At 70.7% G+C, this 13536-nt stretch carries 11 protein-coding genes; 10 read left to right on the forward strand and 1 reads right to left on the reverse strand.

Features of this window, described 5'->3' with window-relative positions; translation table 11 throughout:
- The first annotated feature begins 107 nt into the window (after positions 1-107).
- From ftsW to ACFVDM_RS23825, 9 genes are all read left to right on the forward strand, one after another.
- Entirely contained in the window at positions 108-1553 is a 1446-nt protein-coding gene (ftsW, locus tag ACFVDM_RS23785) for a putative lipid II flippase FtsW (RefSeq protein WP_383643501.1), read from the forward strand.
- A gap of 6 nt (positions 1554-1559) precedes the next feature.
- Entirely contained in the window at positions 1560-2654 is a 1095-nt protein-coding gene (gene murG, locus ACFVDM_RS23790; RefSeq protein ID WP_383643504.1) for an undecaprenyldiphospho-muramoylpentapeptide beta-N-acetylglucosaminyltransferase, read from the forward strand.
- 53 nt (positions 2655-2707) lie between these two features.
- Complete coding sequence (locus ACFVDM_RS23795) at positions 2708-3502, forward strand: cell division protein FtsQ/DivIB (RefSeq protein WP_383643507.1); 795 nt, start codon at positions 2708-2710, stop codon at positions 3500-3502.
- Between the two features lie 276 nt (positions 3503-3778).
- On the forward strand, positions 3779-4993 hold the full coding sequence (ftsZ, locus tag ACFVDM_RS23800) for a cell division protein FtsZ (protein WP_383643510.1): 1215 nt from the start codon (positions 3779-3781) through the stop codon (positions 4991-4993).
- Positions 4990-5748 (forward strand): peptidoglycan editing factor PgeF, encoded by a 759-nt coding sequence (pgeF, locus tag ACFVDM_RS23805; protein WP_383643512.1) that lies wholly within the window; start codon positions 4990-4992, stop codon positions 5746-5748. Before ftsZ ends, pgeF begins: the two co-directional genes overlap by 4 nt.
- A gap of 6 nt (positions 5749-5754) precedes the next feature.
- A complete protein-coding gene (locus ACFVDM_RS23810; protein ID WP_383643515.1) occupies positions 5755-6474 on the forward strand; it encodes a YggS family pyridoxal phosphate-dependent enzyme in 720 nt (239 codons plus the stop codon).
- Between the two features lie 125 nt (positions 6475-6599).
- Positions 6600-7211 carry a cell division protein SepF gene (locus tag ACFVDM_RS23815; protein ID WP_383643518.1) on the forward strand — a complete coding sequence of 204 codons (612 nt, stop codon included), beginning with the start codon at positions 6600-6602 and terminating at the stop codon, positions 7209-7211.
- 69 nt (positions 7212-7280) lie between these two features.
- Positions 7281-7565 carry a YggT family protein gene (locus tag ACFVDM_RS23820; RefSeq protein WP_383643521.1) on the forward strand — a complete coding sequence of 95 codons (285 nt, stop codon included), beginning with the start codon at positions 7281-7283 and terminating at the stop codon, positions 7563-7565.
- A gap of 49 nt (positions 7566-7614) precedes the next feature.
- Complete coding sequence (locus ACFVDM_RS23825; protein WP_383643524.1) at positions 7615-8739, forward strand: DivIVA domain-containing protein; 1125 nt, start codon at positions 7615-7617, stop codon at positions 8737-8739.
- Positions 8740-8935: 196 nt separating this feature from the next.
- Here the strand turns inward: ACFVDM_RS23825 and ileS are convergent, their stop codons facing one another.
- The gene (gene ileS, locus ACFVDM_RS23830) at positions 8936-12085 is read right to left on the reverse strand and encodes an isoleucine--tRNA ligase (RefSeq protein ID WP_383643527.1); all 3150 of its coding nucleotides are present in this window, start codon (positions 12083-12085) and stop codon (positions 8936-8938) included.
- A 576-nt stretch (positions 12086-12661) separates the two neighbouring features.
- On the opposite strand from ileS, the gene ACFVDM_RS23835 reads away from it, so the two are divergent.
- The gene (locus ACFVDM_RS23835; protein WP_383643530.1) at positions 12662-13504 is read left to right on the forward strand and encodes a TraR/DksA family transcriptional regulator; all 843 of its coding nucleotides are present in this window, start codon (positions 12662-12664) and stop codon (positions 13502-13504) included.
- The last annotated feature ends 32 nt before the right edge of the window (positions 13505-13536 follow it).

A 13536-nucleotide genomic window follows, 5' to 3' on the forward strand; every position in this document is an offset into this window, starting at 1 on the left:
GCCTCCACGCCGTACCGTCCCGGGACCACCGGGACGCGTACGGCTGCGCGGGGCCCGGGGTCCCGGCGCCGGAGCCCCGGGCACGAGCAGTGGAGGGGACAGGGACCATGCCGGCCGACGAGAGCTCCGCCGCACCCGGCGCAGACCGCTCACGAGCGCATCCGGCGTTCGGCCGGGCGCTGCGACCGCCCCTCCTCGCGACCGCGGGAGCCCCGCTCCCGGCCGGTGACGCGCTGCGCGTGCGTCCGGCCGCGGCCGGGCCCCGGCGGCCCTCCGCGGTCCGCTCCAGGGCCTCCGGCGGCTCCCGCTCGCCCCGGGGCGGCGGGGCGCGACGGTTCTACGAGCGGCTGCGGCGGGCCTGGGACCGCCCGCTGACGGCGTACTACCTCATCCTGGGCGCCGGGCTGCTGATCACCGTGCTCGGCCTCGTGATGGTCTACTCCGCCTCGATGATCAAGGCTCTGGAACTCGACAAACCGGGCACGTACTTCTTCCGCAAGCAGTTCCTCGCCGCAGTGATCGGCGCCGGACTGATGGCGGTGGCCGCCCGGATGCCGGTCAAACTGCACCGGGCCCTGTCCTATCCGCTGCTGATGGGCGCGGTCTTCCTGATGGTGCTGGTCCAGGTGCCGGGGATAGGGATGTCGGTCAACGGCAACCGGAACTGGCTCTACCTGGGCGGGCCCTTCCAGCTCCAGCCCAGCGAGTTCGGCAAGCTCGCCCTGGTGCTGTGGGGGGCCGATCTGCTGGCCCGCAAACAGGACAAGAGACTGCTGACCCAGTGGAAGCACCTGCTGGTCCCACTGGTGCCGGTCGCCTTCATGCTGCTCGGGCTGATCATGCTCGGCGGTGACATGGGCACTGCGATCATTGTCACGGCCGTGCTGTTCGGCCTGCTCTGGCTGGCCGGGGCGCCCACCCGGCTGTTCGCGGGGGTGCTCGCCGTCGCCGGAGCGGTCGCGTTCCTGCTGATCAAGACCAGCCCGAACCGGATGTCCCGGCTGGACTGCATGGGGGCCAGCGAGCCCGGTCCGGGGGGCTCCTGCTGGCAGGCCGTGCACGGCATCTACGCTCTGGCATCGGGCGGATGGTTCGGTTCCGGACTCGGTGCAAGTGTGGAAAAATGGGGCCAACTTCCCGAACCGCACACCGACTTCATCTTCGCCATCACCGGGGAGGAACTGGGGTTGGCGGGGACGCTGTCGGTACTCGCCCTCTTCGCGGCTCTAGGCTATGCGGGTATCCGCGTGGCCGGACGCACGGAGGACCCCTTCGTGAGGTACGCGGCGGGAGGTGTGACCACCTGGATCACGGCCCAGGCCGTGATCAACATCGGTGCGGTGCTCGGTCTGCTGCCGATCGCCGGTGTCCCGCTCCCGCTGTTCTCGTACGGGGGGTCGGCCCTGCTGCCGACCATGTTCGCAGTCGGGCTGCTGATCGCGTTCGCGCGAGCGGATCCCGCCGCCAAGGCGGCCCTGGCCACGCGGAGGCCCGGGGTGAGATGGAAGACGATGAGACGGCGCGTCAAGAAGCGTCCGTCCGGAGAGCGGTGAATTTCGGTGCATGTCGTACTCGCCGGTGGGGGGACCGCCGGCCACATCGAGCCCGCGCTGGCCCTCGCGGACGCCCTGCGCAGGCAGGACCCGAGCGTGGGCATCACCGCCCTCGGCACGGAGCGCGGACTGGAGACCAGGCTCGTACCCGAGCGGGGGTACGAACTCGCCCTGATCCCGGCCGTGCCGCTGCCCCGCAAGCCCACGCCCGAGTTGATCACCGTCCCGGGCCGGCTGCGCGGCACCATCAAGGCCGCCGAGCAGATCCTGGAGCGCACCAAGGCGGACTGCGTGGTCGGCTTCGGCGGCTACGTGGCCCTGCCCGGCTATCTCGCCGCCAAGCGCGCCGGGGTGCCGATCGTGGTCCACGAGGCCAATGCCCGGCCCGGCCTGGCCAACAAGATCGGCTCGCGGTACGCGCACGGCGTCGCCGTGTCCACCCCGGACAGCAAGCTGCGCGGCGCCCGCTACATCGGCATCCCGCTGCGCCGCACCATCGCCACCCTGGACCGGGCCCGGGTCCGCCCGGAGGCGCGCGCCGCCTTCGGCCTCGACCCCAACCTGCCCACGCTGCTGGTCTCCGGCGGCTCGCAGGGCGCCCGTCACCTCAACGAGGTGGTCCAGCGGGTCGCTCCGCTGCTCCAGCGCTCGGGCATCCAGATCCTGCACGTGGTCGGCCCGAAGAACGAACTGCCGCGCGCCGACAACATGCCCGGGATGCCGCCCTACATCCCGGTACCGTACGTGGACCGGATGGACCTCGCGTACGCCGCGGCCGACATGATGCTCTGCCGCGCGGGCGCGATGACCGTCGCCGAACTCTCCGCCGTCGGGCTGCCCGCCGCCTACGTCCCGCTGCCCATCGGCAACGGCGAACAGCGGCTCAACGCCCAGCCGGTGGTCAACGCCGGCGGTGGCCTGCTGGTGGACGACGCGGCGCTCACCCCCGAGTGGGTGCAGGGCAACGTCCTCCCGGTCCTGGCCGATCCGCACCGGTTGTACGAAATGTCCCGCGCCGCCGCCGAGTTCGGCCGCCGGGACGCCGACGACCTTCTGGTCGGCATGGTGTACGAGGCGATTGCCTCGCGCCGAGGCGCGTGAGGCGGACGGGTCCGGGGGTGCCGACACCCCCGGACCCCGCGTAAGGAGCGAGCGTGGCCGGACCGACGACCGCCCAGCGCGGTGCAGGGCAGCAGCAGGAGACCCCGGACGGCCCGCCGGGCGGGGGGCCCCGGGTGCGCCGGATGTCCCGGCGCACCCTGCTGATCGTGAGCGGGGCCACCGTGCTGCTGCTCGGCGCGGGCACGGTCTGGGCGCTCTACGGTTCCACCTGGTTCCGCACCGAACAGGTCAGGATCACCGGGCTCGACGTGCTCGCGCCGGACGAGGTGGAGGCCGCGGCGGCGGTGCCGATGGGGGCCCCGCTCCTCTCCGTGGACACCGGTGCCGTCGCCGATCGGTTGCGCCAGAAGTTGCCTCGTATCGATTCGGTGGATGTCGTTCGGTCATGGCCGCACGGCATCGGACTTAAAGTGACCGAACGACAGCCGGTCCTGTTGGTGAAAAAGGGGACGAAGTTCGTCGAAGTGGACGCCGAAGGTGTGCGTTTCGCGACGGTGGACAAGGCCCCCGGGCGCGTGCCCCTCCTGGAACTGACCCCCGATCAGTCCGCGAGCCTGCGCCGCTTCGGCAGTGACCGGCTGGTGCGGGAGGCGGTCCGGGTCGCCGGCGATCTCCCCGACGGGGTCGCCGAGGACACCCGGGTCGTGCGGGTCGCCTCGTACGACGCGGTCTCCCTGGAACTCTCCGGGGACCGGACGGTGTTCTGGGGGAGCGGTGAAGAAGGTGTGGTGAAGGCGAAGGTCCTCACCGCGCTCATGAAAGCCTCTCCCAAAGCGGGACACTTCGACGTGAGTGCGCCCACCGCTCCCGCAGTGTCAAGCAGTTGACGTGTATTCGTCCTGGCCAGCACCCTGGTTGGTCAGCGCTACGGGTGATCACATAGGGTGAAAAGAAAAACGGGAGGTTCGGCGTGTTCGTTGAACGGGCGCCACTTGTCGACTTAGTGTCCTGTTCGGAAGAGTCCATGAAGCAGACACACTGGTAACCCTAAACTTCAAGGTTAGGGTTCGGGTCGGCATTCGGACCGTCCCAATCGGCATCCGTCGTCGCGGCGGCACCACCGCGAAGCGACGACACGTAACTCGAGGCGAGAGGCCTTCGACGTGGCAGCACCGCAGAACTACCTCGCAGTCATCAAGGTCATCGGTGTCGGCGGCGGTGGTGTCAATGCCATCAACCGAATGATCGAGGTCGGCCTCAAGGGCGTCGAGTTCATCGCGATCAACACGGACGCACAGGCGCTGTTGATGAGCGACGCCGACGTCAAGCTCGACGTCGGCCGTGAACTCACCCGGGGCCTGGGCGCCGGGGCGAACCCGGCCGTCGGTCGCAAGGCGGCAGAGGACCACCGTGAGGAGATCGAGGAGGTCCTCAAGGGGGCCGACATGGTCTTCGTCACCGCGGGCGAGGGCGGCGGCACCGGCACCGGTGGCGCACCCGTCGTCGCCAACATCGCGCGCTCGCTCGGCGCCCTGACGATCGGTGTGGTCACCCGCCCGTTCACGTTCGAGGGCCGGCGCCGCGCCAACCAGGCGGAGGACGGCATCGCCGAGCTCCGCGAAGAGGTCGACACCCTCATCGTCATTCCGAACGACCGGCTGCTGTCCATCTCGGACCGCCAGGTGAGCGTGCTCGACGCGTTCAAGTCGGCCGACCAGGTCCTGCTCTCGGGTGTCCAGGGCATCACCGACCTCATCACCACCCCGGGCCTGATCAACCTCGACTTCGCCGACGTCAAGTCGGTCATGTCCGAGGCCGGATCGGCGCTCATGGGCATCGGCTCGGCCCGCGGCGACGACCGCGCGGTGGCCGCCGCGGAGATGGCGATCTCCTCGCCGCTCCTGGAGGCGTCCATCGACGGCGCCCGCGGTGTCCTGCTCTCCATCTCCGGTGGCAGCGACCTCGGTCTCTTCGAGATCAACGAGGCCGCCCAGCTGGTGAGCGAGGCGGCACACCCGGAGGCCAACATCATCTTCGGCGCGGTCATCGACGACGCGCTCGGCGACGAGGTCCGGGTCACCGTGATCGCGGCGGGATTCGACGGCGGACAGCCGCCGGCCCGCCGGGACAACGTCCTGGGCTCGGCCTCCGCCAAGCGCGAGGAGCCGGCCCCGCCGGTCCGGGCCGCCGAGCCCGTGCGTCAGAGCGGCGGACTGGGGTCGGTCCCGCCGCGCGAGGAGCCGCCGGTCCAGCCCGAGCCGGTTCCGGTGGCGCACGAGACGCACATCCCGCCGGTCGTCCCGCCGCACGTTCCGCCGGCCCGGCCCTACCAGGACTCCCAGGCCGAAGAGCTGGACGTCCCGGACTTCTTGAAGTGATAGGTCCGCACCACGCTGTGAACGCGAAGGATTCTGTTTCTTCGGAAGGCGGCGCTCACTTCTCCTTCACCGACAGGTGGGGCGGGGTGAGCGCCGCTCCGTACGCGGAGCTCAATCTCGGCGGCGCGGTCGGTGACGACCCCGCCGCCGTTCTCGCCAACCGGGAGCGGGCCGCGCGGGTGCGCGGACTCGACCCGGCCCGGGTCGTCTGGATGAACCAGGTGCACGGCCGGGACGTCGCCGTGGTCGACGGCCCCTGGGGCGAGGACCATGAGATCCCCGCGGTCGACGCGCTGGTGACCACCCGGCGCGGACTGGCGCTCGCCGTGCTCACCGCCGACTGCACCCCCGTTCTGCTCGCCGATCCGGTCGCCGGAGTCGTCGCAGCCGCACACGCGGGCCGTCCGGGACTGCTCGCCGGGGTCGTGCCGGCGGCGGTCGCGGCCATGACCGGACTCGGTGCCGATCCCGCCCGGATCATCGCCCGCACCGGGCCCGCCGTCTGCGGCCGGTGCTACGAGGTGCCGGCCGTCATGCGGGACGCGGTCGCCGCCGAGGTCCCCGCGGCATGGTCCGAGACCAGCTGGGGAACCCCGGCCGTGGACGTGACCGGTGGAGTCCTCGCCCAGCTCGCGGAACTCGGCGTCACCGACCGGCGGTCCTCGCCGGTGTGCACGCTCGAATCCGCTGATCACTTCTCGTACCGACGCGACCGCACCACCGGGCGGCTCGCCGGATATGTCTGGTTGGACTGATAGGGCATGACGGAACGCAAGCAGCAACTCGCCGCGAACCTGGCACAGGTGGAGGAACGCATCGCTTCCGCCTGCGCCGCCGCCGGTCGCAAACGGGAAGAGGTGACGCTCATCGTGGTCACCAAGACCTACCCGGCGAGCGATGTGCGAATCCTGCATGAACTCGGTGTGCGTCATGTCGCGGAGAATCGTGACCAGGACGCCGCGCCCAAGGCCGGCGCATGTGCGGATCTGTCCCTCAGATGGCACTTTGTCGGTCAATTGCAGACCAACAAGGTTCGATCGGTGGTTGGTTATGCCGATGTCGTGCAATCCGTCGACCGTACGAAGCTGGTGACCGCGCTCTCGGCCGCGGCCGTGCGCGCGGGGCGCGAACTCGGCTGTCTCGTCCAGGTCGCGCTCGACGCGGAGAGCGGGCAGCGCGGTGAGCGCGGCGGGGTCGGGCCCGACGGGATCGGCGAGTTGGCCGACGCGATCGCCGACGCGCCCGGGTTGCGACTCGACGGACTGATGACGGTCGCGCCGCTCGCCGGTCCGTTCGCCGGACGGCAACGGGCCGCCTTCGACCGGCTGATGGAATTCTCATCCCGGCTGCGCGGGAACCATCCGGCTGCGAACATGGTCTCTGCAGGAATGAGTGCGGACCTCGAGGAAGCGGTGGCGGCCGGAGCGACACATCTACGCGTCGGTACTGCGGTACTCGGAGTACGCCCCGGGCTCGGGTAACGTCGCCAAGCAGGTCGGACCACAGCAGAAAATATGGTCATTACCGCCCATGGCGGGCAGGCCGGAGTGGATCGCGGGCACTTGGTGACAGAAGCCGATCCACCACAGAGCGGAGGACTCAGAGCATGGCCGGCGCGATGCGCAAGATGGCGGTCTACCTCGGCCTCGTGGAGGACGATGGGTACGACGGTCCGGGGTTCGACCCCGACGACGAATTCGAACCCGAGCCGGAGCCCGAGCGCGACCGGCGCCGGCATCAGCCCGCGCACCAGGTGGAGCGGGAGCGGGAGGAGCCGGTCCGCGCGGTCCAGCCGCCGGCCCAGCGGGAGCCGGTCCAGATCCCCGCGGAGAGAGAGCGACCCGCCCGGATCGCACCCGTGGCATCCATCACACCTGAACGCCCGAACCTGGAGAAGAACGCACCGGTGATCATGCCCAAGGTCGTGTCCGAGCGGGAGCCGTACCGCATCACCACGCTGCACCCCCGGACGTACAACGAGGCCCGTACCATCGGGGAACACTTCCGTGAGGGCACTCCGGTGATCATGAATCTCACGGAGATGGACGATACGGATGCAAAGCGACTTGTCGACTTTGCCGCGGGACTCGTCTTCGGTCTCCATGGCAGCATTGAACGTGTGACGCAGAAGGTGTTCCTGTTGTCGCCTGCTAACGTCGATGTCACGGCGGAGGACAAGGCCCGCATCGCAGAGGGCGGATTCTTCAACCAGAGCTGAGAACACGACACCGGGAACGAACCGGCCGGGAGGCCGGAGCTACGAGTCAGGGGAGAGGGAAGCGCGAGGATGGGCGTCGCACAAAGTGTTGTCTACATCGCGTTGATGTGTTTCCTCATCGTGCTGATCTTCCGGCTGGTCATGGACTACGTCTTCCAGTTCGCACGTTCATGGCAGCCGGGCAAGCCGATGGTGGTCGTGCTGGAGGCCACGTACACGGTCACCGATCCACCGCTCAAGCTCCTGCGGCGGTTCATCCCGCCGCTGCGTCTAGGGGGCGTGGCACTCGACCTGTCCTTCTTCGTTCTGATGATCATCGTTTCCATTCTGATCAGCTTTGTGACCAGCGTGTGAGCGATACGGTCCTGCCGACTGCCGACGACTACGTAGAGGTGAAGAAGAGATGCCGCTGACCCCCGAGGACGTGCGGAACAAGCAGTTCACGACGGTCCGCCTACGGGAGGGTTACGACGAGGACGAGGTCGACGCCTTTCTCGACGAGGTCGAGTCCGAGCTGACCCGCCTGCTCCGTGAGAACGAGGACCTGCGCGCCAAGCTGGCCGCCGCCACGCGTGCCGCCGCGCAGAACCAGCAGCAGCAGGGCATGCGGAAGCCGGAGCCGCAGGACCGTCCCGGTGCCCCGGTGCCCGCCGCCATATCGGGTCCGCCGGTCCAGCAGCAGCCCCCGCAGATGGGTCCCCCCCAGCTGCCCGGTGGTGCTCCGCAGCTGCCCGCCGGTCCCAGCGGTCACGGCCCCCAGGGCCCGCACGGCCCCGGTCCGCAGGGCCCGCACGGCCCCGGCCCGATGCAGGGTGGACCCATGGGCGGCCCGATGGGCGGTCCCATGGGCGGTCACAACCCGCAGCAGCAGATGCAGCAGATGCAGCAGCCGCCGCAGATGCAGCAGCAGGGCCCCGGTGGCGACAGCGCCGCCCGTGTCCTCTCGCTGGCCCAGCAGACCGCCGACCAGGCGATCGCGGAGGCCCGTTCCGAGGCCAACAAGATCGTCGGCGAGGCGCGCAGCCGCGCCGAGGGCCTGGAGCGGGACGCCCGCGCCAAGGCCGACGCGCTGGAGCGGGACGCGCAGGAGAAGCACCGCGTGGCGATGGGCTCGCTGGAGTCGGCCCGCGCGACGCTGGAGCGCAAGGTCGAGGACCTGCGCGGCTTCGAGCGCGAGTACCGCACGCGTCTGAAGTCCTACCTGGAGAGCCAGCTGCGTCAGCTGGAGACCCAGGCGGACGACTCGCTGGCCCCGCCGCGCACCCCCGCCGCCGCGTCGCTGCCGCCGTCGCCCTCGCTGGCTCCGGCCGGTGCGGGCGCCATGGGTCACACCATGGGCGGCAACCACGGCAACCAGCCGATGGGCGGCAACCCGTCCATGGGCGGCGGTCCGTCCTACGGCGGTCAGCAGCAGATGACGCCCGCGATGACGCAGCCGATGGCACCGGTGCGGCCGCAGGCGCCGCAGCCGATGCAGCAGGCTCCGTCGCCGATGCGCGGGTTCCTCATCGACGAGGACGACAACTGACCGGCTTCCGCGCGGTGAGCGCGTAGCCGTCGGCAGGCTGAGGGCCGGGCCCCGGGGTTTCCCCGGGGCCCGGCCCTTTTGCGTGCGTGCGGGGCGCTGCGCCCGGTGAGGGCAGGAGACGGGGCGGGGAACGGCGAGGGGCCCGGCCGGAACGTGTCCGGCCGGGCCCCTCGGGGTGCGGGTTACGCCGTGCGGGTTACGCCTCGGTCTTGCGGAGGCGGAACGTCAGGGACAGGCCCTCGTCCTCGAACGGGGTGCCGTAGGTGTCGTCGGCCTCGCCCTCGGCGTAGTCCAGGGCCAGCACCTCGTCGGCGATGAGGGGCGCGTGCTCGGTCAGGGCCTCCGTCGTCGCGGGCGAGGTGGACGCCCAGCGGACGGCGATGCGGTCCGCCACGTCCAGGCCGCTGTTCTTGCGGGCCTCCTGGATCAGCCGGATCGCGTCACGGGCCAGTCCGGCGCGGCGCAGCTCCGGGGTGATCTCCAGGTCCAGGGCGACGGTGGCACCGGAGTCGGAGGCGACGGACCAGCCCTCGCGCGGGGTCTCCGTGATGATGACCTCGTCCGGGGCGAGGCTGATCCGCTCCCCGTCGACCTCGACGGCCGCCGTGCCCTCGCGCAGCGCCAGCGACAGCGCCGCCGCGTCCGCCTCCGCCACGGCCTTGGCCACGGCCTGGACGCCCTTGCCGAAGCGCTTGCCGAGCGCCCGGAAGTTCGCCTTGGCGGTGGTGTCGACCAGCGAACCGCCGACCTCGGAGAGCGAGGCCAGCGAGGAGACGTTCAGCTCCTCCGTGATCTGGGCGTGCAGCTCGGGGGAGAGGGTCTCGAAGCCGGAGACGGCGACCAGGGCGCGGGAGAGCGGCTGGCGGGTCTTGACGCCCGACTCGGCGCGCGTGGCCCGTCCCAGCTCGACCAGACGGCGCACCAGGGCCATCTGCGTGGACAGGGCCGGATCGACGGCCGCAGGGTCGGCCTTCGGCCAGGAGGAGAGGTGGACGGAGGCCGGCGCGTCCGGGACGACCGGCACCACCAGGTCCTGCCAGACCCGCTCGGTGAGGAACGGGGTCAGCGGGGCCATCAGCCGGGTCACCGTCTCGACGACCTCGTGCAGCGTGCGCAGCGCCGCCTTGTCGCCCTGCCAGAAGCGGCGGCGCGAACGGCGGACGTACCAGTTGGACAGGTCGTCGACGAACGCGGACAGCAGCTTGCCGGCGCGCTGGGTGTCGTAGCCCTCCAGCGCCTCGGTGACCTGGTCGACCAGGGTGTTCAGCTCGCCGAGCAGCCAGCGGTCCAGGACCGTGCGGTCGGCCGGGGCCGGGTCGGCGGCCGAGGGCGCCCAGTTCGACGTACGGGCGTACAGCGCCTGGAAGGCGACCGTGTTCCAGTACGTGAGGAGCGTCTTGCGGACGACCTCCTGGATCGTGCCGTGGCCGACGCGGCGTGCCGCCCACGGGGAGCCGCCGGCCGCCATGAACCAGCGGACCGCGTCGGCGCCGTGCTGGTCCATGAGCGGGATCGGCTGGAGGATGTTGCCCAGGTGCTTGGACATCTTCCTGCCGTCCTCGGCGAGGATGTGGCCCAGACAGACCACGTTCTCGTAGGACGACTTGTCGAAGACCAGGGTGCCGACCGCCATCAGCGTGTAGAACCAGCCGCGGGTCTGGTCGATGGCCTCCGAGATGAACTGCGCCGGGTAGCGGCTCTCGAAGATCTCCTTGTTCTTGTACGGGTAGCCCCACTGCGCGAACGGCATCGAGCCCGAGTCGTACCAGGCGTCGATGACCTCCGGGACGCGGTACGCCTCCAGCTGGCAGTTCTCGTGCGAGCAGGTGAACGTGATCTCGTCGATGAACGGGCGGTGCGGGTCGAGCGCGGAGAGGTCGGTGCCGGTCAGCTCCGACAGCTCGGCGCGCGAGCCGACGCAGGTGAGGTGGTCGTCCTCGCAGCGCCAGATGGGCAGCGGGGTGCCCCAGTAGCGGTTGCGGGACAGCGCCCAGTCGATGTTGTTGTTCAGCCAGTCGCCGTAGCGGCCGTTCTTGACCGAGTCCGGGAACCAGTTGGTCTTCTCGTTCTCCTGGAGGAGACGGTCCTTGATCGCGGTCGTACGGATGTACCAGGACGGCTGCGCGTAGTAGAGCAGCGCGGTGTGGCAGCGCCAGCAGTGCGGGTAGCTGTGCTCGTACGGGACGTGGCGGAAGAGCAGTCCGCGGGCGGCGAGGTCCTCGGTGAGCGTCTCGTCGGCCTTCTTGAAGAAGACCCCGCCGACCAGCGGCACGTCCTCCTCGAAGGTGCCGTCGGGGCGGACCGGGTTGACCACGGGCAGGCCGTACGCCTTGCAGACCACGAGGTCCTCGGCGCCGAAGGCGGGGGACTGGTGGACCAGACCCGTACCGTCCTCGGTCGTCACGTAGTCGGCGTTGACGACGTAGTGCGCCTCAGCGGGGAAGTCCACCAGGGTGAACGGGCGCTGGTACGTCCAGCGCTCCATCTCGCGGCCGGTGAACGTCTGCCCGGTCGGCTCCCAGCCTTCGCCGAGCGCCTTCTCGACCAGCGGGCGGGCGACGACGAGCTTCTCCTCGCCGTTCGTCGCGACGACGTACTCGACCTCGGGGTGCGCGGCGACGGCCGTGTTGGAGACCAGGGTCCACGGGGTCGTCGTCCAGACCAGCAGCGCGGCCTCGCCGGCCAGCGGGCCGGAGGTCAGGGGGAAGCGGACGAAGACCGAGGGGTCGACGACCGTCTCGTAGCCCTGGGCCAGCTCGTGGTCGGACAGGCCGGTGCCGCAGCGGGGGCACCAGGGGGCGACCCGGTGGTCCTGGACCAGCAGGCCCTTGGTGAAGATCTCCTTCAGCGACCACCACACCGACTCGACGTACTCGGGGTCCATCGTGCGGTAGGCGTCGTCGAGGTCGACCCAGTAGCCCATCCGGGTCGTCAGCTCGGCGAAGGCGTCGGTGTGCCGGGTCACGGACTCGCGGCACTTGGCGTTGAACTCGGCGATGCCGTACGCCTCGATGTCCTTCTTGCCGTTGAAGCCCAGCTCCTTCTCGACCGCCAGCTCGACCGGCAGTCCGTGGCAGTCCCAGCCGGCCTTCCGGCCCACGTGGTAGCCCTGCATGGTCCGGAAGCGGGGGAAGACGTCCTTGAAGACGCGGGCCTCGATGTGGTGGGCGCCCGGCATGCCGTTGGCCGTGGGCGGACCCTCGTAGAAGACCCATTCGGGGCGGCCCTCGGACTGTTCGAGGCTCCGCGCGAAGATCTTGTTCTCGCGCCAGAAGTCGAGCACGGCGTGTTCGAGCGCGGGCAGGTCTACCTGGGCGGGTACCTGGTGGTACTGCGGCGATGTCATGGGCGGGCTTCCTCCGGCGGACGTCTTCACCTTCCGTCGGAGGGACGAGAACCGTCGCCGGAACCCGCGGTACCACCCTCCTTGGCCGCGGGCTGTGCGCCCGAGACCCCCTCATTGGGGTGCGAAGCCGGTTCTACTGGCTCCGGGGCCGGTGGGGGAGTCCCACGGTCCCGGGCGTTCTTCCGGCGGCTCCGGGGTGATCTTCACGACGCGCTCGCCCCCGGGCTTCCACCGTCCCCGGGTCGCTCCTGGCTGCGTACGACGCTACTCGTCCCATCCACGCCTCTCGCTGAGCCCAGTGTAAGGGCCCGCGGGACACCGGGCCGACCGGATTTCCCGGCCGCCGCGTGACCCGAATGGCCAGGGGCGGCCCGGCCGGGTCCGGACGGGGTCCGGCGGGAGGGCGGAAGGCGGATTACCGGGCGGGGAGCTGGGCACAACGCTTTCAGGCGCGCGGAGGTCCACGGACGGGGAGGGGCGATGCGGCGGCGTGCCCCGTTGCCGCGGGGCTGGGGTCGACTTATCGTCCCAGCACGACTCGCGAGCAAGATCACACTGCGTGAAGGGGCCGCGGCCATGGTGGCGAAGAAGACGTCCGACGCGAAGGCGGGGACCGAGCCGCAGGACGTGGCCGGAGCGCCCGAGGAGGCCGCGGACCCGACCCCGGGAGAGACCGCCGCGGCGACCGGCACCACGAAGAGGACCGCGAAGAAGACGGCCGCGAAGAAGACGGCCGCGAGGAAGACGACGAAGAAGACCGCGAAGACCGCGAAGACCGCGAAGAAGACCGCGGACTCCGCGAAGAAGGCCGCGGGGAGCACCGCGGCCGGGAAGAGGACCGCGGCGGGCCGGAGCACAGCCCGGACCGCCTCGAAGGAGGCCGCCGAGGCGGCCACGGGGGCGGCCGAGGCCGCCGAGCAGACGGGAGCCCACACGGTGGTAGCCAAGAAGAGCCCGGCCAGGACCCGCACGGCCGACCGGAGCACGGCGCCCGTGCCCCCGGCCAGGGCCGCGACGGCCCCGGAGGAGCTGGCCGTACGGCCGGGCGAGGATCCCTGGACGCCCGAGGAGGTCGCGGAGGCCCGGACCGGGCTGACCGGCGAGATCACCCGCCTGCGCAGCGAGCTGGAGGCCTCGGGCCAGGCCCTGGCCGGGCTGATGCGGGACTCCGGGGACGGCGCGGGCGACGACGAGGCGGACACCGGCACCAAGAACATCACCCGCGAGCACGAGATGCAGCTCGCCGCCAACGCCCAGGAGATGCTGGAGCAGACCGAGCGGGCGCTGGCCCGGCTCGACGCGGGCACCTACGGCCTGTGCGAGATCTGCGGCAAGCCGATCGGCAAGGCGCGGATGCAGGCGTTCCCCCGTGCCACGCTCTGTGTCGAGGACAAACAGAAACAGGAGCGACGCGGCTGATCCGCGCGGCCGTGCCGTACCCTCGTCCTCAG

This window comes from Streptomyces sp. NPDC057682, assembly GCF_042799575.1.
Taxonomy (GTDB): domain Bacteria; phylum Actinomycetota; class Actinomycetes; order Streptomycetales; family Streptomycetaceae; genus Streptomyces.